A 24,029-nucleotide genomic window follows, 5' to 3' on the forward strand; every position below is an offset into this window, starting at 1 on the left:
CTCCATTAGGTTATCGATGAGAAAAAGTAGGATCTTGCGTCACCAGGGCTGCCTGGCCCGCCGCTGGTTTCACCCACGTCAGGTAAGCCAGTACCAGCAACACGATCCAGACCACGCCGACGATCAGCGCTGCCTGGGTGTCAGGGAAATAGCCCAGCACGCCGAAAATGAACAGCATGAAGGCAATAGCCGCCGCCGGCGCGTAAGGCCAGAGCGGTACCGGGAACTTCAGTTGTGCAACCTGCTCGGCGCTCATGGACCGGCGCATGGCCACTTGGGTCACCAGAATCATCAGCCAGACCCACACGGTGGCAAAGGTCGCGACGGAAGCGATCAGCAGGAACACGTTTTCCGGGATCAGGTAGTTCAGCAACACACCCAGCAACAGCGCAGCACTCATCACCACCACCGTCATCCATGGCACGCCATTGCGCGACAGGCGGGCGAAGCCTTTGGGTGCATGACCTTGCTGGGCCAGACCGAACATCATGCGGCCAGCGCCGAAAATGTCACTGTTGATCGCCGAAATCGCCGCCGTGATCACCACGATGTTGAGGATGGTGGCCGCCGAGCTGATCCCCAGCTTGTCGAAAATCTGCACGAACGGGCTGCCCTGGCTGCCGATCTGCTGCCATGGAAAGATCGACATCAGCACCAGCATCGTCAGCACGTAAAACAGCAGGATACGCAACGGTACGGCATTGATCGCCCGGGGCAGCACGTGCTGCGGGTCTTTGGCTTCACCTGCTGTTACGCCGATGATTTCAATACCGCCAAACGCAAACATCACCACCGCGAACGAAGCAATCAGACCGCCCATGCCATTGGGCATGAAGCCGCCGTGGCTCCAGAGATTGCTGATGTCGGTCGCTTGGCCGGGGGCCGAGCTGATGCCGAACCACATGATGCCGAAACCACCCAGGATCATCGCGACGATGGCCGCGACCTTGAGCAGCGACAGCCAGAACTCCATTTCACCGAAGACTTTGACGTTGCACAGATTCAGGCCGCCAACGATGGAAACGACACCCAGCACCCAGATCCAGCGGGAAACCTCCGGAAACCAGAAGCCCATGTAGATTCCGAATGCAGTGACATCGGCCATGCCGACGATGACCATTTCGAATGCGTAGGTCCAACCGAGGATGAAGCCCGCCATCGGCCCCAGGTAGGTGCTGGCGTACTGGCCGAAAGAGCCGGCCACCGGGTTGTGCACCGCCATCTCACCGAGGGCGCGCATGACCATGAACACCGCCGCGCCACCAATCAGGTAAGCGAGCAGTACCGCAGGACCGGCCATTTGAATGGCCGAGGCAGATCCATAAAACAGCCCGGTGCCGATTGCCGACCCCAGCGCCATGAAGCGAATATGTCGGGCAGATAGCCCGCGTTTCAAACCTTTTTCTGGCTGTTGCATTTCTCGTCCCTAATTATTGTTATTCGACGCAAAATCGAATCGCTGGCAAGCCAGCTCCTACAGGTTCAACGCAATCCATGTGGGAGCGGGCTTGCTCGCGAAGGGGCAATTACAGGCTAGGCAGCAACTTCGCCGTCACCAGTTCGTTCAGGCAACGCGAGGCCAACAGTTCAGACGCCGCATTGATGTCCGGCGCGAAGAAGCGGTCCTTCTCATAGAACGGCACTTCGTTACGCAGAATGGCACGGGCTTTTTCCAGTTTTGGCGAAGTCTTCAGACCATTGCGCAGGTCCAGGCCCTGGGCTGCCGCCAGCCATTCCACCGCGAGAATCCCACGGGTGTTTTCGGCCATTTCCCACAGGCGCTTGCCAGCCGCCGGAGCCATCGATACGTGGTCTTCCTGGTTGGCGGAAGTCGGCAGGCTGTCCACCGAATGCGGATGGGACAACGCCTTGTTCTCGCTGGCCAATGCCGCTGCGGTCACCTGGGCGATCATGAAGCCGGAGTTCACACCGCCGTTGGCCACCAGGAACGGCGGCAGTTGCGACATGTGCTTGTCCATCATCAGCGAGATACGGCGCTCGCTCAGGGAACCGATTTCAGCAATGGCCAAGGCCATGTTGTCAGCGGCCATGGCCACCGGCTCGGCGTGGAAGTTGCCACCGGAGATCACGTCACCTTCAGCGGCGAAAACCAACGGGTTGTCGGAAACGGCGTTGGCCTCGATCGCCAGTACTTCGGCCGCTTGACGGAACTGGGTCAGGCAGGCGCCCATGACTTGTGGCTGGCAACGCAGGGAGTACGGGTCTTGTACCTTCTCGCAGTTTTCATGGGAGTCGGAGACTTCGCTGCGCTCGCCCAGCAGATCGCGATAAGCGGCGGCGGCGTCGATCTGGCCTTTCTGACCACGGGCAGCATGGATGCGGGCGTCGAACGGCGAGCGCGAGCCCAGAACCGCTTCAACGGTCAGGCCGCCCAGTGCCAAGGCACCAGCAAACAGGTCTTCACCTTCGAACAGGCCACGCAGGGCAAATGCGGTGGACACCTGAGTGCCGTTGAGCAGCGCCAGGCCTTCTTTCGCGGCCAGAGTCAGCGGGGTCAGACCAGCAACTTTCAGCGCTTCGGTGGCGTCCATCCACTCGCCCTTGTAGCGAGCCTTGCCTTCACCCAGCAGCACCAGCGACATATGGGCCAGAGGCGCCAGGTCACCGGAAGCACCGACCGAGCCTTTCAATGGAATGTGCGGGTAAACCTCGGCATTGATCAGGGCGATCAGCGCGTCGATCACCACGCGGCGGATGCCGGAAAAACCACGGCTCAGGCTGTTGACCTTGAGCACCATGATCAAACGCACCAGCTCATCGCTGATCGGCTGGCCAACACCCGCGGCGTGGGACAGCACCAGCGAGCGTTGCAGGTTTTCCAGGTCTTCGCTGGCAATGCGGGTCGAGGCCAGCAGGCCGAAACCGGTGTTGATACCGTAGGCGGTGCGGTTCTCGGCGAGAATCTGTTCCACGCAGGCAACGCTGGCTTCGATCTGGGCCGAGGCGCTGTTGTCGAGGGTCAGTTTCACCGGCTGCTGATAGACGTCACGCAGTTGGGCGAGGGTCAGTTGGCCGGGAATCAGATTTAGCGCAGTCATTTTTGTGCTCCTTTTGAGAGTTAGCTATTAACTAACCAGACGCTCCGGAGATGTCCGTTGTCCGTCGCTTCCCCCTTTTTGAGGGGGTGGCGCCTTGGCACGCTGGTTTTATAGGGAAATCAGTTCAAATTCGGTAAGATTTTTTGCAGTAAAACAGGGTCTTTCAGAACACTGGCAGCGGCGGCAATGTCTGGTGCCAGCCAGCGGTCCTGGTCGTAGGCAGGAACTCGCTCACGCAGCAGACGCCAAGCGGTATCGGTGCCCGCACCAAAGCGTTGCTCCTTCAAAAATTCAAACGCCTGGGCCGCCAGCAAATACTCGATGGCGAGGATCTGCGTGCAGTTTTCCAGCGCGCGATGCAGCTTCAGCGCGGCGTTGGTGCCCAGGCTCAGGTGATCTTCCTGAAGACCGGACGTGACGTAGTTGTCGAGGACTGCCGGTTGCGCCAATTGACGGTTCTCCGCGCACAGCGAAGCGGCCACGTATTGCACGATCATCATCCCTGAGTTCACGCCCGGGTTGGCCACCAGGAAAGCCGGCAGGCCGCTGACGTGCGGGTTGATCAAACGGTCCAGACGACGCTCGGCGATGGAGCCGATTTCCGCCATGGCGATCGCCAGCAGGTCCGCCGCCATTGCCACGGACTGGCCATGAGGGTTGGCCTGGGACACCACACGGTAATTGTCCGCAGTGCCCAGCACCAGTGGGTTATCGGTGGCGCCGTTGAGTTCGGTTTCGATCTGTTTGATCGCGTGCACCAGTTGATCGCGCGCAGCACCGTGCACCTGCGGGATCGAGCGAATGCTCAGGGCATCCTGGGTGCGAATGCCTTTGCTCTGGGCGATCACTTCACTGCCGTCGAGCAAGGCCCGAAGGTTGATCCCGACCTGTTGCATGCCCGGGTGCGGCTTGAGCGCGATGATCTCCGCGTCGAACGCATCGATCTGCCCGCGCTGGGCTTCGAAGCTCATGGCGCCGATCACATCGGCCCATTCCAGCAGGCGCGTGGCATCGGCAATCGCCAGGCAGCTCAGGCCACTCATGCACGGCGTACCGTTGACCAGGCACAAACCGTCCTTGGCGCCGAGCTTGACTGCTTGCAGACCTTCTTCGGCCAGCGCTTGCTGCGCAGAAACGATCTGCCCGCGATAGCTGACATTGCCCACGCCCAGCAGCGCGATGCCGATGTGCGCCATGTGCGTCAGGTAACCCACGGAGCCCTGGGACGGCACCTGCGGAGTGATGCCCCGGTTGAGCAGTGCCAGCAGCGCTTCGACGACCTGACGGTGCAGACCGGATTTGCCGTGGCTGTAGTTGACGATGGCCGCGCACATGATCGAGCGGGTCTGCTCGTCGGTCAGCGGTGCACCCACGCCGCAAGCGTGGCTGAGCAAGGTGTTGCGCGACAACTGGCTGAGTTGTTCGTCCTGCAGCGAGACGTTGCACAGCGCACCCAGGCCGGTGTTGATGCCGTAGGCACGTTCGCCGCTGGTGACGATGCGCTGGACGATGGCCTGCGCGTTTTCGATGCGCGCCCAGATCGGTGCCGACAGTTCAAGCTGTGCGCCATGACGGGCAACGGCGACCACATCCTGCCAACTGACCTGCGACTCGGTGATAACGATTTTTTCAGCCTGGGACATCATTAACCTCGTGCGTACAAACCTGAATATTGATGCAGCTTTACCGACCTTATCGCGAGCAAGCTCGCTCCCACAGGTTTTGTGAACACCGGGGATCCACTGTGGGAGCGAGCTTGCTCGCGATGAGGCCAGCACAGCCGGCACAAACTTTTTAAACCACCGCCGCCCGACGCTGCACAAAGCGGTCGACATACTCATCCGCCGGCGAATGCAGGATCTCTCTTGGCGTGCCGACCTGGATCAGGCGACCGTCCTTGAGAATCGCGATGCGGTTGCCGATGCGTACGGCCTCGTCGAGGTCGTGGGTGATGAAGACGATGGTCTTGTGCAGGGTCTTTTGCAGCTCCAGCAATTGGTCCTGCATCTCCGCGCGGATCAGCGGGTCGAGGGCGCTGAACGCTTCGTCCATCAGGATGATGTCCGTGTCCGCCGCCAGGGCGCGGGCCAGACCCACACGCTGACGCATGCCGCCGGATAGCTGGTGCGGGTATTTGTTTTCGTAGCCCTTGAGGCCCACGGTGTTGATCCAGTGCAGCGCACGCTCAGCGCACATGGCTTTGCTTTCGCCACGGATTTTCAGGCCGTAGGCGACGTTGTCCAGCACGCTCTTGTGCGGCAACAGGCCAAAGCTCTGGAACACCATGCTGATCTTGCGCCGACGAAATTCGCGCAGGGCTTCCATGTCGTATTGCAGGATGTCCACACCGTCCACCAGGATCGCGCCGCTGGTCGGGTCGATCAGGCGGTTGAAGTGGCGCACCAGGGTCGACTTGCCTGAGCCCGACAGGCCCATGATCACGAAGATCTCGCCGCTGCCGATGCTCAGCGACAGGTCGTTCACGCCGACCACGCAGCCGGTTTCGGCCAGAACCTGGTCCTTGGTCTTGCCCTGGCCGATCATGGCCAGCGCATCCTTGGAACGGTTGCCGAAAATCTTGAAGACGTTCTTGACTTCGATCTTGCTCACGGTTGCGTTGTTCATTTGCTCACCTCATGCCGTGCACGACCGTATGCTTGTGTAATGCGGTCGATCACCACAGCCAGAATCACGATCGCCAGACCGGCTTCAAGGCCACGCCCGACGTTGAGGGTCTGAATCCCCACCAGCACGTCTTCACCCAAGCCACGGGCACCGATCATCGAGGCGATCACCACCATCGACAGGGCCATCATGGTGGTCTGGTTGATCCCTGCCATGATGCTCGGCAGGGCCAGTGGCAGTTGTACGCCGAACAGTTGCTGCCAGCGGTTGGCACCGAAGGCGTTGATGGCTTCCATCACTTCGCCGTCAACCTGGCGAATACCCAAGTCGGTCAGACGGATCAGTGGTGGTGCGGCGTAGATCACCGTGGCGAAAATCGCCGGGACCTTGCCCAGGCCGAACAGCATCAGAACCGGGATCAGGTACACGAAGCTCGGCATGGTCTGCATGATGTCCAGCAACGGCATCAGCACCGAACGCAGTCGATTGCTGCGCGCCGAGAGGATGCCCAACGGGATGCCGATCAGCACCGAAATGACCGTGGCCACCATCATCAGCGCCAGGGTCTGCATCAGCTTGTCCCAGAGGCCGACCGCGCCCACCAGGAACAGCAAACCAACGATGACGGCGGTGGTCACGACCTTGCGGGTCGCGTGCCAGGCCACACCGGCCACGATCGCCAGCATCAGCCACCAGGGTGCAGCACGCAGCAGGCCTTCAAGATTGACGATGGCCCACAGCAGGGTGTCGGAGATGCTGCGGAAAACGTCGCCGTAGTTGGTAACCAGCGAATCGACCCAACCGTTGACCCAGTCGGCGATGGAAAAGGTAAAGCTTTCGGGAAACATAAGAGACTCTCAATCAAGGGGTTGCGATCAAGCGTCCGACTGCCGTTGCCGACAGCCGGAGAAGCCCAACCTACAAGGCCGCGTCGATTTTTTTGGCTGCGTCTTCGCTCACCCATGCGTGCCAGACTTCAGGATGTTCCTTCAGGAAGATCTTGGCCAGTTTTGGTGATTCGATCCGCTCTTTGGTCATGCGCCCAAGGTTCTGGTTCAGCAGGTCGATTGGCACGTTGACCTTTTCCAGCACGGCCACCAGTTCAGGCGCTTCGTCGTGGAACGTCTTGGACAAGCCGACCTTGATGGTCACTGTCTTGTTCACGCCTGGTTTCTCTTCGAGTTTCACCGCGTCGATCTGGCCCATCAAAGGCGTTGGCGACCAGTAGTAGAACAGGATCGGCTCGCCACGCTTGTAGCTCGACAGCACCGCGGCATCCAGCGCCGGGCCGGTGCCTGGGCGGAAGTTGGTGTAGGTGCTTTCCAGGCCGTAGCTTTTCAGCATTTCGCTGTTGTCCAGCTCACAGGTCCAGCCGGCCGGGCAGTTGTAGAAACGGCCCTTGGAAGGCTCTTCGGCGTCCTTGAACACCGCCGAGTATTTGCCCAGGTCAGCAATGTTTTTCAGGTCCGGAGCCTTGGCTTCCAGCTTACGCTTGGCGTCGCCTTCGATCACGTAGCGCGGCACGTACCAGCCTTCGATTGCGCCAACAACCGGGGAGCCGACACCGACGACTTTGCCGGCCTTCTCAGCCTTGTTCCAGACCTCGCTGCGGCCGACCCACTCTTCGGCAAACACTTGAATGTCGTTGCTGCTCAGGGCGTTTTCCATGGTGATGGAGTTGCCCGGCAGGCTGTCGGTCTTGCAGTCGTAGCCTTTCTCCAGCACGACTTGCATCACGTCGGTCAGCAGCATGGCGCTTTCCCAGTTCAAACCGGCGAATTTCACCGGTTTGCCCGACTCGCACCAACCCGCCGCCTGAGTGGCGCCAGCGCTGGCAAGCAGGCCCATGGAAAGCAATGCGGTCAGCAGGGTCTTGTTCGATTTCATTGTTATGACGCTCCTAATCATGAATTGGCTTACGGCAGTCAAGAGGCATCCAGCCCTGTCCACGTCCAATCAGGCCTGCGCCGCAGCGCGACCGACATTCAGCTTTTGTTCGGTGATCGCGCCCTGCTCGACCGGCAGGGTCAAACGATCTGGCACTGTGCCGTGCCATTTTTTTGCGCACAGGTAATACAGGGCGGCGGGAAGCACCAGGCCGATGACCCAGGAAATATCCACATCACCCAGGACCGCCACCAGCGGACCGGTATAGAACTTAGTGGAGATGAACGGCAGTTGCACCAGCACACCGAACACATAGACGCTGATACCGAGGAGGTTCCAGCGACCGTAGCGACCATTCGGATCGGCCAGAGCCGGTACGTCATAGCGCTCGCGAGTGATGCAGTAGTAGTCCACCAGATTGATCGCGCTCCAGGGGGTAAAGAACGCTAGCAAGAACAGGATGAAAGACTTGAACGCGCCGAGGAACGAGTGCTGACCGAGCAACGCCATCAGGGTCGCAGCACCGACGATGACCAGCACGAAGACCAGACGCTGCAAGTGCGTTACCTTCAGGTCACCACGGAAACCGCTGATGATGGTCGCAATGCACATGAAGCTACCGTAGGAGTTCAGCGTGGAGATGGTGACCTTGCCGAACGCGATGCTGAAGTACAGCAGCGCAGCAGTGGCACCGGTACCGCCCAGACCAACGATGTAGGCCACTTCGTGACCGGCGAATTGCCCGTTCGCCGAAGCGGCAGCGAACACGCCGAGGACCATCGCCACCTGTGCGCCAATGACCGAACCCGCACCTGCGGCGAAAAAGGTTTTCACCGAGGAAATATTGCTCGGCAGGTAGCGTGAGTAGTCAGCCACGTAAGGGCCGAACGCGATCTGCCAGGACGCCGCAAGCGATACCGCGAGCAAGAAACTGCTCCAGCTGAAGTGGCGGATTTGCAACAGTGCGCCAACGTCAACCTGGCTCATCAGGCGACTGAACAGATAAACAAAGGCGATCACGCCAATGACACTGGCAACACGGCCGATCCAATGGATCACCCGATAGCCGAGCACCGTGACCAGGACGATGACACTGGCGAAAAGGAGGATACCGACGGTGTCGCTAACGCCAAACAACTGGCCCAGCGCCTGACCGGATAACACGGTTCCCGTTGCGGTGAAGCCCAGGTACATCAAGCACACCAGCACGATCGGGATGGCCGCGCCGTACACGCCGAACTGTACCCGACTGGAAATCATCTGCGGCAGGCCAAGCTTGGGGCCTTGCGCCGCATGCAGCGCCATCACGCCACCACCCAGTAATTGACCGATCAACAGACCGATCAACGACCAGAACACATCACCGCCAAGGACCACGGCCAATGCGCCGGTGACAATCGCGGTGATTTGCAGGTTGGCACCCATCCACAGGGTGAACTGGCTAAACAGACGACCGTGTCTTTCCGCTTCCGGGATGTAGTCGATCGAACGCTTCTCGATCAACGGTTTGTTGCCTGCACGTTCGCTGTTAACAGCCATGGTTCAACCTCTGTGGATTGTTCTAATAGTTCACTGAGCGTCGTTGTGATCTGCTTTTCTGTGGGAGCGAGCTTGCTCGCGATAGCAATCTGTCAGCCAGCACAAGTGTTGAATGTGCCGGCCTCATCGCGAGCAAGCTCGCTCCCACATAAAGCCGTACAGCGTTACTTGCCGGTAATCATCGGCAGGTTCAGCCCTTGTTCCTTGGCGCAGTCGATGGCGATCTGGTAACCGGCATCGGCGTGACGCATGACACCGGTGGCCGGGTCGTTGTGCAGAACGCGAGCAATACGCTCGGCTGCTTCATCGGTACCGTCGCAGACAATCACCATGCCCGAATGCTGGGAGAAGCCCATGCCGACGCCGCCGCCGTGGTGCAGGGACACCCAGGTCGCGCCGCTCGCGGTGTTGAGCAGGGCGTTGAGCAGAGGCCAGTCGGAAACGGCGTCGGAACCGTCCTGCATCGATTCGGTTTCGCGGTTCGGGCTCGATACCGAACCGGAGTCCAGGTGGTCGCGGCCGATCACGATTGGCGCGGACAACTCGCCGCTACGGACCATTTCGTTGAACGCCAGACCCAGCTTGGCGCGCAGCCCCAGACCAACCCAGCAGATACGTGCTGGCAGACCCTGGAAGCTGATGCGCTCGCGGGCCATGTCCAGCCAGTTGTGCAGGTGGGCGTCGTCCGGGATCAGTTCCTTGACCTTGGCGTCGGTCTTGTAGATGTCTTCAGCGTTGCCCGACAGTGCAGCCCAACGGAACGGGCCGATGCCACGGCAGAACAGTGGACGGATGTAGGCCGGTACGAAGCCCGGGAAGTCGAATGCGTTTTCCACGCCTTCTTCTTGCGCCATCTGACGGATGTTGTTGCCGTAGTCGAAGGTCGGGATGCCTTGCTTCTGGAAGTCGAGCATCGCTTTAACGTGCACGGCCATCGATTGCTTGGCGGCTTTGATCACGGCGGCAGGTTCGGTCTTGGCGCGAGCGCGGTATTCGTCCCAGGTCCAGCCTGCTGGCAGGTAACCATTGAGCGGGTCGTGGGCGCTGGTCTGGTCGGTGACCATGTCCGGGCGCACGCCGCGCTTGACCAGTTCAGGCAGGATTTCCGCCGCGTTGCCCAGCAGGGCGATGGAAATCGCCTTGCCTTCTTTGGTGTATTTGGCGATGCGGGCCAGTGCGTCATCGAGGTCTTTGGCTTGCTCGTCGACGTAGCGGCTTTTCAGGCGGAAATCGATGCTGACTTGCTGGCATTCGATGTTCAGCGAGCAAGCGCCGGCCAGGGTTGCAGCCAGAGGTTGAGCACCACCCATGCCGCCCAGACCTGCGGTCAGGACCCAACGACCTTTGAGGTCATCGTTGTAGTGTTGGCGACCGGCTTCGACGAAAGTTTCGTAGGTGCCCTGGACGATGCCCTGGCTGCCGATGTAGATCCAGCTGCCGGCGGTCATCTGGCCGTACATGGCCAGGCCTTTGGCGTCCAGTTCGTTGAAGTGTTCCCAGCTCGCCCAGTGAGGAACCAGGTTGGAGTTGGCGATCAGTACGCGCGGGGCGTTGCTGTGGGTCTTGAACACGCCGACCGGCTTGCCGGATTGCACCAGCAGGGTCTCGTCGTCGTTCAGGTTGGTCAGGCTTTCGACGATCTTGTCGTAGCATTCCCAGTTACGTGCAGCGCGACCGATACCACCGTAAACCACCAGTTCTTTAGGGTTCTCGGCGACTTCCGGGTCGAGGTTGTTCATCAGCATGCGCAGCGGCGCTTCAGTCAGCCAGCTCTTGGCGGTCAGCTTGTTACCGCGTGCGGCACGGATTTCGACGTCGCGAAACTTGGTACGTTTATTCTCGGTCACGAAAAGAACTCCTCAGCAATCAATCCAAACCAACCCAGGCAGTGGGCGAGCAAGCCAATGGGCATCAGTGCACACCGGCGAATCAGTGGACGATGGTTGAGTCTTCGTGACTCATACGCATACGTCTTTACTTGTACATACAAGCATATGCAATCAAGCGGCCAACTTGTTGGATGAGCATTCAAGAAAAGTTCGGAAACAGCTGGAGAGCCCTTGGAACAAGGGTTTTGGCGTAGATGAAATTTTTCGAGGGGATTTTTTGGAGGATAGGCGGGTTGTTACTTGAGCGTGGTTTTGCGCCACACTGGGGCGTTCGGTAACAAGTTGGTGCGCGGACGGAAACGGTCTGAGGGGTAGCACAACATCGCGGGCAACCATGGCCCCCTGCAGGAGCCGAGCTTGCTCGCGATGGTCGTGAAGGATAACGCGTAGAACCAGATGCCCAGCGGCGAATTTGGGTTATTCGCGAGCGAGCTCGCTCCTACAGGGATGGTGTATCAGCGTGCGATGAGTTCGATCACGCAGCAGGCGCCATTGCTGGAGACTTCCAGCAATCCGGTGTTACCGACCAGTTGCAGGCAATCGTGGCGACCCAGTTGTGAAGCGCTGGTACCGACCTTTACTTCAAGCGCATCGCTGATGCTGAAGACCAGCACAGTCCCCGCCTCACTGAAAAACCGCTGCTCGCCCGACAACCACTGCAACCGCGCGGCGTAACGCTGCGGTGCGTAAATGAGGTTGAAATCGCGAATCGCACCACCAAGCAATGTGCAGGAAACCTTGCTTTCACCGCTGAAGGCAAACGGGTCCAGCGGTAACAGTGGCCGAGTATCCTGGCCATCCACCGTCAGGCTCATGCCATCGCCCTGCAAAACAGTGATCACTCGCTCGTAACCGGCGAAGGTGGAAAACCCGCCCGATTCGCCAATGTCGGCAATCGACAGGCGCCAGCCAAAGCCATCCAGACCGGTGCCGGCATCGCGGGTGATTTCTTCGGTGCTGCCGCCGCCGTTTTTCCACGGCATGCGCGGGTAATCCTTGGCGCGTAAAACCTTTAACTGATTCATTTATGGAACCGACCTTCCAGACGATGACGGGAACCGGGGTGGATCAAGCGGGCGGCGGTCACCGGCTGACGGCCGGACCAGGTGCGGCGACGGATCAGCAGGCACGGCTCGCCTTTTTCAATCTGCAGCAATTTGCATTCGGACGACTCAGCCAGGATCGCCTCGACCACGTGCTCGCCTTCGGTCAGCGGCGCGACCTGGTTCAGGTAAGCGTAGGGCGTTTGCAGGGTGAAGTCCTGCTTGAGGTAGTCCGGCGCCACCAGTGCATTGACGAAACGGTCTTCGATTTGCACCGGAATATCGTTTTCGAAATGTACGATCAGCGAGTGGAACACCTTCTGCCCTTCGCGCATGTCCAGGGCCAGGGCGCGCTCGGAGCCGGCGGCCTCTTCTTCAAGGGTGATGACCTTGCAGGTGTGGCGATGACCGCGAGAGGCGATTTCGTCGGCGATGTTGTGCACCTCGAACAGTGCAGACTGGCTTTTCGGCTCGGCGACGAACGTGCCGACGCCTTGCATGCGCACCAGCAGGCCATCGGCGGTCATCTCGCGCAGCGCACGGTTGATGGTCATGCGACTGAAGCCAAGCTGGCTGACCAGCTCGCTTTCCGACGGCACGCGGTAGTGCGGCGGCCAGTTTCCGCTGTCGATTTGCTGGGTGATCATTTGTTTGACGCGGGCGTACAAGGGCGCCGGACTGTCGCCCATGTTCGCGGCCAACGGAGAGACTGGAGGCGGAGTCGGCACGGTTAATCCTTGTTCGTTGAAAAGAGATTGCTAGCTTGCCGGAGTTTACCGGGCAGGCAAACGTCTGTATATGTATATACAAATAACACACGATGGGGTGCTGAACCATGTCCGCCTTCTTTGCCGAACGCGCGCTGCTGCCTAGTGGATGGGCCAACAATGTACGTCTTGAGGTTAGCGCCGACGGCGTTTTGACCCATATCCAGGCCGATTCCCATGCAGATGACGCCGAGCGGTTGAGCGGTCCGCTGCTGCCTGGTATGCCGAACCTGCACTCCCACGCCTTCCAGCGGGCCATGGCCGGGCTGGCGGAAGTGGCGGGAAATCCGAACGACAGTTTCTGGACCTGGCGCGATTTGATGTATCGCCTCGTCGGAAAAATCAGCCCGGAACAACTCGGCGTCATCGCCCGTCAGCTGTACATCGAAATGCTCAAGGCCGGTTACACGTCGGTGGCGGAATTTCATTACGTACACCATGACATCAGCGGCCAGCCTTACGCGGACCCGGCCGAACTGGCCCTGCGTATCAGCCAGGCCGCAGGTTCCGCGGGTATCGGTCTGACCCTGCTGCCGGTGCTCTACAGCCACTCCGGTTTCGGCGGCCAGACTCCGAACGACGGTCAGCGCCGCTTCATCAACAGCACCGAAAATTACCTCAAGCTGCAATCGCGCCTGCAACCGCTCCTGGCGCAGCAGCCGGCGCAGGCCCTGGGCCTGTGTTTCCACTCGCTGCGCGCGGTCACGCCGCAACAGATCAGCGAAGTGCTGGCCGCCAGCGACAAACAATGCCCGGTACACATCCACATCGCCGAGCAGCAGAAGGAAGTCGACGACTGCCTGACCTGGAGCGGTCGTCGTCCGCTGCAATGGCTGTACGAAAACGTCGAAGTCGACCAGCGCTGGTGCCTGGTCCACGCGACCCACGCCAACCCGGAAGAAGTTACGTCGATGGCCAAGAGCCGCGCCATCGCCGGCCTGTGCCTGACCACCGAAGCCAACCTTGGCGACGGGATTTTCCCGGCGGTGGATTTCCTCGCCCAGGGCGGCCGCATGGGCATCGGTTCCGACAGCCATGTGTCGTTGAGTGTGGTGGAAGAATTGCGCTGGCTGGAATACGGCCAGCGTCTGCGCGACCAACGACGTAATCGTCTGTATGGCGCGGATCAGCCAATGGTCGGCCGCACGCTGTTTGATGCCGCGCTGGATGGTGGTGCCCAGGCGCTGGGGCAGCCGATTGGCGCTCTGGAAGTCGGCAAGCGCGCCGACTGGCTAGTGCTCGATGGCAACGACCCGTATCTTGCAACGGCCAGCGGCGACGGAATTCTCAACCGCTGGTTGTTTGCCGGCGGCGATCGCCAGGTGCGGGATGTGTTGGTCAATGGCCAGTGGGTAGTGCGTGACGGGCGGCATGCCGACGAGGAAGAAAGCAGCCGCGCCTTCACTCAAGTCCTGCGCGAACTCCTGGGCTGACACAAAACAACTGTGGGAGCGAGCTTGCTCGCGATAGGGCCATCAGATTCAACATTGATGTTGTCTGACCGTCCGCTATCGCGAGCAAGCTCGCTCCCACAGTGTTATCTGTAATCAGTTGGACGTCTCGGCCATCTGCTTTTCCGAGGCCCGCCAGATCAGCCGCGTGGTGTCGTACCCCTGCTGACGTGCCTTGCTCAGCAACTCCTCACGTACCACACCGTTCACGGTCGGCGTGCGCGACAACAGCCACAGATACTTGCGGCTCGGGTCACCGACGATGGCGGTCTTGTAGTCATCGCTGACGTACAGCACCCAGTATTCTCCTTTCGCCGAACCCGGGATCAGCCTGGAAAACCAGGTATCGAACTCGACCCACAGCTTGTCGCTCTTGCCGGGCACCTGTGGATAAGCCGTGCCCTTGACCTCTTCCCATTGCCATTGCGCCGTCAGACAGCGATTCAGCACCGCGAGGTTGCCGTCGGGCTTGAGCGTGTAATGGGCTTCGGACTGCGCGCAGTCGCGCTGGAAGTACATCGGCATACGAGCCAGCTCGTACCAGGTGCCCTGGTAGCGCTTGAGATTGACGCTATTGACCGTTTTGGGGGCCAATGGGTCCTGGCCAGACGTGGCACAGCCGGCCAACACCAGGCCGGCAAAAAGGATGATCAATAACCGCTTCATTATTTTTCTCCCGTGGGCGATCGCCCCGGTTTACTTCAGGCCTTGGCCGGAAAACATCAGCACTTTGTCACCGGCGAACTGCACGCTGATAAAGCTATTCTTGTCGCCCCAGGTGCAGCTGGACATGCCGAGCGCGCCTGAACAATCGGCGGGTTTGCCCAACAGGGTCTCCACATCGGCCTTGGCCATGCCAGCGGAGAGCTTCGAGTAGTTTTCCTGATTGACCTTGCTGCAGGCAGCGAGCAATACGCAGAACGAAAGCAGGGCGATGGAACGCAACGACATGGTGAAACTCCGGGGGGCGTAGGGGATTGGCATGGCTGCCAAGCTGAAGCTTAGAAGAGAAAACCCCTGTCAGGTTCCCTGCCCGGCAGGCTATTTATCGGGCCACTCGTCTACCTTTTGCCGAAAATCAGCCACTTTGCCTGTTTACCGGGCAATTCGTCGTTTTTCAGAGAATTCGCCTAATCTTTGGCGCCGTTCAGTCGACATAAATGCAACGCAAAGCCACGCCAGTGGCATTTGCTCCCTCATTTTGTAGAACAGCCCCTCTGCGGTAGCTCATCCATGACCAGAAACATGAAGTTCAGCCACAAGATATTGCTGGCTGCCGCCCTCGTGGTGGCCGTCGCATTCGCTTGTTTCATCCTGTTCAACGACTATCGCCAACGCGAAACCTTGCGTAACAGTACCGAAGCCTCGATGCAGGAGCTCGGCAGCCTGACCACCAGCAACATCCAAACCTGGCTGGAAAGCCGCATGCAGTTGCTGCAGTCGATGGCCCAACAGATCAACGCCGACGGCAATGCTCCCGCTGGCCTGAAACGAATCATCGATCTGCCCGCCTACACCGGTAACTTCCAGCTGAGTTACTTCGGTGGCGCCGACGGCGTGATGTTCTCGGTTCCGGCGGGCAACCGCGCGGCGGACTACGATCCGCGCGCCCGTGGCTGGTACAAAGCGGCCAATAGTGCGCAACAGACCATCGTCACCGAACCCTACATCGCCGCCTCCTCTGGCAAGCTGGTGATCACAGTCGCCACCCCGGTGCAGCACCTGGGCCAGATGATCGGTGTCGCCGGCGCCGACATCGACCTGTCCAGCGTCAGCGCGATCATCAACTCGCTGAACTTCGGCGGTCACGGCCATGCGTTCATCGTCGGTGCCGACGGCAAGATCCTGATTCACCCGGACAGCAAGCTGGTACTCAAGAACCTGAGCGAGGCCTACCCCAACGGCGCGCCGAAAGTCAGCCCGGGCATGAAGGAAGTCGAGATCGACGGCAAGCGTCAGTTTGTCTCTTTCACCCACGTCAACGGCGTGCCGTCAGCGGACTGGTACGTAGCGCTGGTACTCGACCAGGAAACCGCGTTCTCGATGCTCAGCGAATTCCGCACCTCGGCGATCATCGCCATGGTCATTGCGGTGGTGATCATCATCGCCCTGCTGGGCATGCTGATCAGCCTGTTGATGCAACCGCTGCTGACCATGGGTCGCGCTATGCATGACATCGCCGAAGGCGAAGGTGACTTGACCAAACGCCTGACCATTCACGGCCACGACGAATTCGGCGCGCTGGGGCTGTCGTTCAACCGTTTCGTCGAACGCATCCATACCTCGATCATCGAAGTTTCCTCGGCCACCGGCCAAGTCAACGAAGTGGCGCTGCGGGTAGTCGCCGCCTCGAACTCGTCGATGTTCAACTCCGACCAGCAAGCCTCGCGCACCAGCAGCGTGGCCGCGGCGATCAACCAGCTCGGTGCGGCCGCCCAGGAAATCGCCCAGAACGCCGCCCTCGCCTCGCAACATTCCAGCGATGCCCGCAGCCTGGCCGAAGACGGTCAACAGGTGGTGGATAAAACCATCGCGGCGATGCAGCAACTGTCGGCCAAGATCAGCGACTCGTGCGGCAACATCGAGACCCTCAACAGCAACACGGTCAACATCGGGCAGATCCTGGAAGTGATCACCAGCATCTCCCAGCAGACCAACTTGCTGGCACTCAACGCCGCCATCGAAGCGGCCCGTGCTGGCGAGGCCGGCCGTGGTTTTGCCGTGGTGGCCGATGAGGTGCGCAACCTCGCTCACCGCACCCAGGACTCGGCGCAGCAAGTGCAGACGATGATCGAGGAGCTGCAGGTCGGCGCCCGGGCAGCAGTGGGCATCATGACCGACAGTCAGCGTCAGAGCGAAAGCAGCGTCGGTATCGCCAACCAGGCGGGCGAACGCCTGGGCAGCGTGACCCAGCGCATCGGGGAGATCGACGGCATGAACCAGTCGGTGGCCACCGCGACCGAGGAACAGACCGCCGTGGTGGAGTCGATCAACGTCGACATCACCGAAATCAACACACTGAACCAGGAAGGTGTGGAGAACCTGCAGTCGACCTTGCGCGCGTGTGCCGATCTAGAGCAGCAGGCGGCGCGGTTGAAGCAGTTGGTGGGTAGTTTCAGGATCTAAGGCAACCTCACTGGCCTCATCGCGAGCATGTTCGCGATGACGGCCTTAGCTACAACGAAAAATCAGAACCGAGAGCCCGGCTTCGACAGAAACTCCAACTCCTCAGCCGTCGACTCCCGCCCCAACACCGCATTGCGATGCGGAAAACGTCCAAACTGCGCAATCACTTGCTGATGCCGCTCGGCATAGTCCAGATAATCGCTGAACAGTGCCTGATCAGCCTCAGGCTGCTGCGCCACGAGTTCGATATAGCGCGAGACACCTTCGTTTTGCACCGCGAGGTTTTCGCTGTGCTCGAACACCAGATAGATGAACACCCGCTGAATCGGCTGCAACTGGCGATCGAAATCCGCCGCAATACCTTGGGCTACCAGTTTTTGTGCGCGGGAGTCGCCGGAGAATGCTTTGGGAGTATCGCGAAAGATCATTCGCGGGATTTGATCGAGCAACAGCACCAGGGCCAGCCAACCTTCGGGACATTGCATCCACTCGGTCAATCCGCCGGCCAGTACCTGCTCGGCCTGGCCCCCGAAACGCTCACGCGCTTCGAGGTCCTGGCTGTCACGCTTGCCAAACCACAACTTGCCCTTCTGCGCCGCCACTTCCTTCGCTGACCCGAAACTTCCGAACCACCAATCAAGCAACGGCTGCCAGGGCGCGGTCATGGTTTATTCCTTGTGGTAAGCCGTGACGCGGGCAACTTCTTCTTTCGAACCGAGGAACACCGCAACACGCTGGTGCAGGCCTTCCGGCTGGATGTCGAGGATGCGCTGGTGACCGTCGGTGGACGCGCCGCCTGCCTGTTCCACCAGGAACGACATCGGGTTGGCTTCGTACATCAGGCGCAGTTTGCCCGGCTTCGACGGCTCGCGGCTGTCGCGTGGGTACATGAACAGACCGCCACGGGTCAGGATGCGGTGCACGTCAGCCACCATCGCGGCAACCCAACGCATGTTGTAGTTCTTTTTCAGCGGACCTTCATCGCCGGCCAGCAATTCGCTGACGTAGCGCTGTACCGGTGCTTCCCAGTGACGCTGGTTGGAAGCGTTGATGGCGAATTCCTGGGTGGCTTCAGGAATGGTGATGTTTTCGTGGGTCAGTACGAAACTGCCCATCTCACGGTCCAGGGTGAAACCTTTCACGCCATCGCCCAGGGTCAGGATCAGCATGGTCTGCGGGCCGTAGATCGCGTAACCGGCGGCCACTTGCTGGGTGCCTGGCTGCAGGAAAGCCTTTTCATTCAAGGGCTCGTTCTGGCTCAGGTATTCATTCGGGCAACGCAGTACCGAGAAGATGGTGCCGACCGGGGCGTTGATGTCGATGTTCGACGAACCGTCCAGCGGGTCGAATACCAACAGGTACGCGCCTTTCGGGTATTTGCCCGGGATCTGGTAGGCATTGTCCATTTCTTCGGACGCCATGCCGGCCAGGTGACCGCCCCATTCGTTGGCTTCGAGCAGGATCTCGTTGGAGATCACGTCGAGCTTTTTCTGCACTTCGCCCTGGACGTTTTCAGTGCCCATGCTGCCCAGAACGCCACCCAGGGCGCCTTTGGACACGGCGTGGTTGATCTCCTTGCAGGCACGCGCCACCACTTCGATCAGGAAGCGCAGATCGGCAGGAGTGTTGTTGCTGCGGGTCTGCTCAATCAAATAGCGACTCAAGGTAACGCGGGACATGGAAGGCTCCGGTGGAATGGGGGGGGGCTAAAAACCCGCGCAGTTTAACGCGAGTCGGGGCGCATTTCCTCCTATCAGACGTGATCGGCCAAAGAGAGTTCATGTGCGGGGATGAGCGTAGTAGGAAATGGGCCGCGCGTGGAGCTCGAATGGATACCAGATTTCGATAACTTTGGTGATCGGCAGTCCGTATTCGCGAGCAAGCCCGCTCCCACATTGGACCAGCTGTACACACACCATTTGTGCCACGAAGCAGATCCAGTGTGGGAGCGGGCTTGCTCGCGAATGGCGCGAAGCGCCAGCCTTCTTCAGGATTTGACAGAGGGTTTGCGCAGCAAGCTGAACGCCATCGCCGCCAGGAACAGGACACTGAGTAACAACACCGCCCACAAGCCGAACTTCTTCCACTGGGTATCCGTCGTCGCCAGCGTTTTCTCTGTCGATGCATTCGAGACAACCGCCCCGACATCCACAATGGCCCTGCCCAAGGTCGCGAGCTTCGCCGGGCTGTAATCCGGAATCAGCGTCGACAGCGGCAGGTTCGCCGCCTTCGCCGTCGCATTCCCCACGACCAGCGTGTAAGGCCCAGACCCGCGCGCCAGGAACACCAGTTGTGTGACGCGCACGGCGTACTTCAGCGTCGGCGCCTGATCACCCAGGCCGCCACCGCGTTCGTCCACGGTCAGCTTCAATTGCTGGACGATCTGCCCGGACAACTGCAATTCGTTTTGCACCACATCCTGACCGTTCTGGGCCAGGCGATAGAGCAAACCGCTGCCCAACGACTGCCATGGCAGACTGCTGTCGCGACGGCCGGCCAGGCTCACTGGCGCCAGGCTGTTGGGCTGGCTCAACTCGATCTGCACCCGCTCGACATTCAGCCCCATCGGCAACTGCCAGGTGTATTCACCCGCCTTCACGCTGCTGCCGGTCAACCCTTGGGACCAGACCAACGGCAGCGGCAGGCTGCGGGTACTGGCGCTCTGTAGTTGCGCCGAAGTCAGTGTCGGTGCCGAATGCGGCGTGATCCACAGTAACCGCAGGTAGCGTGCCGACTGGCCCGGCAGGTTGACTTCATGCTGCTCGACCCGCTCGTCGGAAAAGGTCAGGCGCGCCACCTGCCCTTCGCCCCAGGACTGCCAATGCTGCAAATCGTCGCTGGCTTCGACGGTGAAACGCTGGAAGCCGTCGCGCTCGCTGCTCCAGTCCAGAACCAACTGCTGCAACGGCGCCTTGATTGCCGAAGCATCGAGCAACCAGCCGCGCAGTTCTTCCTCACCCGCCTCCAGCTGACTGGAGGGCTGCACCTCGACCAATGTGCCGTTGGTGCTCGATTGCACCCGCACACTCGGCGCGGTTTCAGTGGCGTCCACCGAGCTGTACAGCGGAAACCATTTCACCTCGGTCAAGGTGCGCGCTTCATTGCTCCGCGCCGTTTCCCGGGCCAGGGCATAAGCCTGAACTTCGCCCGCCGCATTGAACACACGCACATCGCTCAGATCGGCCTGCCGTGCATTCAGTTGTACGTTCAGGGGCAGCTCAAGGCGATACCAGGGCCCTTCGCCCGTCACCGACAAAGGCACTTGGGTGGTGAAGTCCGCCGGTTTTTCCTGGGCAACCGCCGACAACACTACGCCCATGGCAACAGCGCCCAGCCAACCCAGGTTCAGCTTCTGACTCAAGACGACACTCCTTCGGACTCCGGGACCGGTTTCTCGTTATCCGGCACAGCTTCGGCACGCTTGGGCGGCAGCGGGGCGAAATAGCCCACCACCAGCAGTAACACGCCGACACCGATAAACGACACGATCCGCGCCAGCCCGCCGCGATTACTCAATTCGACAAAGAACAGCTTGGCCACGACCACACCTATCAAGGCGGCGCCGATCAACCAGACTTCGCGGTGGCGACGCAAATGGCCACCGATCATCAGACTCAGGGCCATCAAGGTCCAGACGATGGACAGGCCGGCTTGTACACGCATCGACGCCAGCAACAGGTCCAGCTCGAACGGCACCCCGCCCCAATGGTGCGCCGTACGCATTACCAATGCCGTAAAGAACACGAACAGCGAGGCACCTGCGACCCCTTGCGTGACGATGGCGGCGTAATCCTTGTACAGCGCCAGTTGTGTCATGGCGCTGCGGGACCAGACATAGACGCCGGACAGCGCGAACAACAAGCCCAGCTCCAGCGGGTTGATCAATGGCACGTAGGGCAATGGCTCGGCGTTGCCGTCACTGGCGACATTCGCCAGCCAGAACCAACCAAGCATCAGCAACGCCAGCGGCGCGGCGGCGTATACACGGTACTCCCTCGAGTACGCCGCCACCGGCCACGGCCACGCGCGAGGCGACGCCATCAGCACCAGATACAGACTTGGCAGAATCGCCCAACCCAACCAGCGCCAAGCGTTGTATTGCTCGGACAACACCAGCAGGCCATAACGCAGCTCCAGCGCCAGCACCCCCATCAACAGCCAACAGCCGAGCACATGGGCGACACTCGTCACGTGTGCTGGCAGCATGGGTGCCAGGCGTCGCAGGGACATGAAATGCACCACGAACACGGCGGCCCACGCCAGCCAGCCGACGTTGGCCGCCGGGTGGTAACGCGAGTGCCAGGCCGCGAGCAGCACCAGCGCCGCCGCGGGAATCAACACCGTACTGAGCCCCCCCAGTGACGGCCATTTCAGGCGCAGCGCCAACACCGTCCACAGCGCAACACTCACAGCTGCGACGCTCAACAACAAAGTCGCCTGCATCGGCAGCGACGCAAAATGCAGCACTTCGATGACCCAGGCCAACGCCCACCAGCCTGCGCCCCACACCAGCAACGCCTGGGACAATCGCAACAGGCTCAGCCCTTCGAATGCTTCGGGCGAATGACCCATCTGCAAACGCCAGGCCCCGACCATCGCTGCCAGCCCCAACACCAGCGGCGCCCAGAATCCGGCATGAGCCAGTGGACTCAGTCCTTCACTGAACAGCGGCCCCGTCGCCAGGAACAGTGCACCACCCAACAGTTGCACAGTGAGCGCGGTGAACACGAATGTGCGCGATGGCAGGCGCAAGCCAACCAACAACGTCAACGCCCCGGCCAAGGCCCAACTGATCACCGTGCCGTGGCTGAAGAAAAACAACGGCGCCAGCAAATAGAGAAACGCCAACCCGAGGCACGCCAGGACTGGCAGACCTTTTAGCTCCCAAGGCCTGATCTGCTCCGGCAAGGCTTTACGCAACTGGTAGAAGCTGAACAACAACGCAACGCCCAGTAACAGCGCGCCTAGCGGTACACCACCGAGCAGGCTGCTCTCGCTGTTGTGCAGCTCGCTGAGAAACACCAGCGCCGAGCCCAGCTGCAGGAGCAAGGCAAACGCCCGGGCCAGGGGCCTTTGCTGACGCAGACCGAGCCAGAAGATCCCCGCGCCCTCCACCGCCCACGCCGCTGTCGTCCAGCGTGCATCGAGCCCCAGCGGAATCGCCAGGCTGGTGAAGATCACGCCCAAGGCCAGGCAGGTTTCCCCCAGCAACAGCGTGCGCCCGGCCATCAACCAACGGGCAAGCCCCATGTAAATCATGCCCAGCGCCAAGGCACTGAACGCCGCAGCGAACTCCAGATGCTGCACCAGTGCGAACTGCAAGCCGAAACCCACCAGCGGCGGACCGAACAGCAGCGTACCGTCGACGTAATCGCCCTTGCGCGCCGACCATTGCAGCAGCGATTCGCGACTGCTCTCTGCCGGTGCATCGCTCATTTCCAGCAGCCTGCGACGGGCGAATAGCAGACCAATGGCCAGGTACATCAGAAAAAACAAAATCAGAAACGGCTCGGTGCTCCACAACTGCTCCGGCGAGTAGGAACGCAGGCCCCAGGCGAAACCGATGCCGAAGGTGCCGCTGAACCCGATGACATTCAACAGCCGCCAGGCCTTGAACCAGGCGATGGCGAAGATGCCGGCGTTGAGCAGGGCAAAGTAGCTGAACAGCGCGACGTGGCTGCCGGCGCCGGTGGAGGCCAGCAGCGGCGCGGCGAATCCGCCCAGTGCGGCAGCGGCGGCCAACCCCAGGGAGTCCTGGGTAATGGCGAGAATCGCCGAACAGACTGTCACCGCCACCAGCAGGCCAAACCCCGCCGTGGGATCGAGCAGCGGATGCAGGCGCATCGCGGCAAACACCGTCAGGTACAACACGGCGATCCCGGCCCCTTGCAGGATCAACGCATAACTGCTGTTGCGCGCCCGCAACCACCAGCCCAGCCCGAGCAACCCCAAGGCTGCCGCCGCAACGCCTGCGTACCGCAACTCAACCGGCACCACCACGCCTTCGGTGGCATAGCGCAGCAAAAAGGCCAGGCCGAGGAACAACAGCACCACGCCGACCCGCAACACGGTATTGCCACCGAACAACCAGGCCCGGGCACGGCTGATGGCGCGATCGATAAGGTTCGGGCCACGCGGAGGGACAGGTGGTTGTGCCTGGCGAGCGATCGGCTCGGACTTCCAGGCATCGGCGGGCTGCGAACGGTTGGTTTCGGTGGCCGCTGCGGCGATCGGCTCTAGTTCGGGCGGCAGCTCCCAGACCAACTCCGGGGCTGCGGCAGGTGCTTCATCGAGGATGGTTTCAGGTGAGACAAGTGGCTCGCGGGTTTCCGGCGCCTTGACGCCCGATGCTTCAAGCAGCGCCAGCCGTTGCTCGACCGCCTGCAGCGCTACCTGCGCCTGTTCCAGCAAACGCTGCTGCTCGACTGCCTGCGAGTCCATGCGAGCCATGCGAAGGGCCTGGCCGATACCCAATCCGAACAACGCGCCCAGCAGCGCATCGCTGAATGACTCGTCGAGTATCCAGCCGAGCACCAGCCCTATCAGCATGAACATCCATTGCATGGTCGATATCCCTAAGCGGCCCCATCATGAGGCAAGTCCAAGCGGTACAGTGTCTGATCAGTCTAGTGCGAAAACACCA

18 protein-coding genes and 1 pseudogene are annotated in these 24,029 nt (G+C 60.6%); 3 read left to right on the top strand and 16 right to left on the bottom strand.

The features are described from left to right. Positions 1 to 10: 10 nt before the first annotated feature. The 10 genes from AC3WTM_RS11225 to hutC all read right to left on the bottom strand — a co-directional run bounded on the left by AC3WTM_RS11225 (position 11) and on the right by hutC (position 12,731). Positions 11 to 1,417, bottom strand: a complete 1,407-nt coding sequence (locus AC3WTM_RS11225) for an amino acid permease (RefSeq protein WP_102672199.1) — start codon at positions 1,415 to 1,417, stop codon at positions 11 to 13. A 109-nt stretch (positions 1,418 to 1,526) separates the two neighbouring features. After that, a complete protein-coding gene (hutH, locus tag AC3WTM_RS11230) occupies positions 1,527 to 3,059 on the bottom strand; it encodes a histidine ammonia-lyase (RefSeq protein WP_102672198.1) in 1,533 nt (510 codons plus the stop codon). A 119-nt stretch (positions 3,060 to 3,178) separates the two neighbouring features. After that, complete coding sequence (locus AC3WTM_RS11235) at positions 3,179 to 4,702, bottom strand: HAL/PAL/TAL family ammonia-lyase (RefSeq protein ID WP_102672197.1); 1,524 nt, start codon at positions 4,700 to 4,702, stop codon at positions 3,179 to 3,181. Between the two features lie 151 nt (positions 4,703 to 4,853). Then, complete coding sequence (locus AC3WTM_RS11240; RefSeq protein WP_052961897.1) at positions 4,854 to 5,684, bottom strand: quaternary amine ABC transporter ATP-binding protein; 831 nt, start codon at positions 5,682 to 5,684, stop codon at positions 4,854 to 4,856. Then, positions 5,681 to 6,532, bottom strand: a complete 852-nt coding sequence (locus tag AC3WTM_RS11245) for an ABC transporter permease (RefSeq protein WP_008058061.1) — start codon at positions 6,530 to 6,532, stop codon at positions 5,681 to 5,683. Before AC3WTM_RS11245 ends, AC3WTM_RS11240 begins: the two co-directional genes overlap by 4 nt. A 70-nt stretch (positions 6,533 to 6,602) precedes the next feature. Next, a complete protein-coding gene (locus tag AC3WTM_RS11250; protein WP_102672196.1) occupies positions 6,603 to 7,571 on the bottom strand; it encodes an ABC transporter substrate-binding protein in 969 nt (322 codons plus the stop codon). A gap of 69 nt (positions 7,572 to 7,640) precedes the next feature. Further along, positions 7,641 to 9,110: a purine-cytosine permease family protein gene (locus AC3WTM_RS11255; RefSeq protein WP_102672195.1), complete on the bottom strand. Its 1,470-nt coding sequence runs from the start codon at positions 9,108 to 9,110 to the stop codon at positions 7,641 to 7,643. 164 nt (positions 9,111 to 9,274) lie between these two features. Further along, complete coding sequence (gene hutU / locus AC3WTM_RS11260; RefSeq protein WP_102672710.1) at positions 9,275 to 10,957, bottom strand: urocanate hydratase; 1,683 nt, start codon at positions 10,955 to 10,957, stop codon at positions 9,275 to 9,277. 497 nt (positions 10,958 to 11,454) lie between these two features. Then, positions 11,455 to 12,024: a HutD/Ves family protein gene (locus AC3WTM_RS11265; protein WP_102672709.1), complete on the bottom strand. Its 570-nt coding sequence runs from the start codon at positions 12,022 to 12,024 to the stop codon at positions 11,455 to 11,457. After that, complete coding sequence (gene hutC / locus AC3WTM_RS11270; protein WP_173677901.1) at positions 12,021 to 12,731, bottom strand: histidine utilization transcriptional repressor HutC; 711 nt, start codon at positions 12,729 to 12,731, stop codon at positions 12,021 to 12,023. Before hutC ends, AC3WTM_RS11265 begins: the two co-directional genes overlap by 4 nt. Positions 12,732 to 12,877: 146 nt before the next feature. Here hutC and AC3WTM_RS11275 point away from each other — a divergent pair, with 146 nt between their 5' ends. Continuing rightward, the gene (locus AC3WTM_RS11275; protein WP_102672708.1) at positions 12,878 to 14,242 is read left to right on the top strand and encodes a formimidoylglutamate deiminase; all 1,365 of its coding nucleotides are present in this window, start codon (positions 12,878 to 12,880) and stop codon (positions 14,240 to 14,242) included. Positions 14,243 to 14,356: 114 nt separating this feature from the next. On the opposite strand, the gene AC3WTM_RS11280 is transcribed toward AC3WTM_RS11275, so the two are convergent. Together AC3WTM_RS11280 and AC3WTM_RS11285 are read right to left on the bottom strand one after the other, a co-directional pair. Beyond that, a complete protein-coding gene (locus tag AC3WTM_RS11280; protein WP_057712393.1) occupies positions 14,357 to 14,926 on the bottom strand; it encodes a lipocalin family protein in 570 nt (189 codons plus the stop codon). 30 nt (positions 14,927 to 14,956) lie between these two features. After that, a complete protein-coding gene (locus AC3WTM_RS11285; protein ID WP_007975531.1) occupies positions 14,957 to 15,211 on the bottom strand; it encodes a hypothetical protein in 255 nt (84 codons plus the stop codon). Between the two features lie 294 nt (positions 15,212 to 15,505). Between AC3WTM_RS11285 and AC3WTM_RS11290 the strand changes: the two are divergent. Next, a pseudogene (locus AC3WTM_RS11290) lies at positions 15,506 to 16,528 on the top strand (HAMP domain-containing protein); the annotation flags it as partial. A gap of 93 nt (positions 16,529 to 16,621) precedes the next feature. Next, a complete protein-coding gene (locus tag AC3WTM_RS11295) occupies positions 16,622 to 17,386 on the top strand; it encodes a methyl-accepting chemotaxis protein (protein ID WP_371318464.1) in 765 nt (254 codons plus the stop codon). 62 nt (positions 17,387 to 17,448) lie between these two features. On the opposite strand, the gene AC3WTM_RS11300 is transcribed toward AC3WTM_RS11295, so the two are convergent. From AC3WTM_RS11300 to AC3WTM_RS11315, 4 genes are all read right to left on the bottom strand, one after another. Further along, a complete protein-coding gene (locus AC3WTM_RS11300) occupies positions 17,449 to 18,051 on the bottom strand; it encodes a DUF924 family protein (protein WP_102672706.1) in 603 nt (200 codons plus the stop codon). Between the two features lie 3 nt (positions 18,052 to 18,054). Next, a complete protein-coding gene (locus tag AC3WTM_RS11305) occupies positions 18,055 to 19,065 on the bottom strand; it encodes a class 1 fructose-bisphosphatase (RefSeq protein ID WP_007975526.1) in 1,011 nt (336 codons plus the stop codon). Between the two features lie 308 nt (positions 19,066 to 19,373). After that, entirely contained in the window at positions 19,374 to 20,747 is a 1,374-nt protein-coding gene (locus AC3WTM_RS11310) for a DUF3999 domain-containing protein (RefSeq protein ID WP_102672705.1), read from the bottom strand. Beyond that, positions 20,744 to 23,950, bottom strand: a complete 3,207-nt coding sequence (locus AC3WTM_RS11315) for a DUF2339 domain-containing protein (RefSeq protein ID WP_102672704.1) — start codon at positions 23,948 to 23,950, stop codon at positions 20,744 to 20,746. Before AC3WTM_RS11315 ends, AC3WTM_RS11310 begins: the two co-directional genes overlap by 4 nt. Positions 23,951 to 24,029: the final 79 nt, after the last annotated feature.

This window comes from Pseudomonas sp. EU05-FHT14B02, from assembly GCF_058791055.1.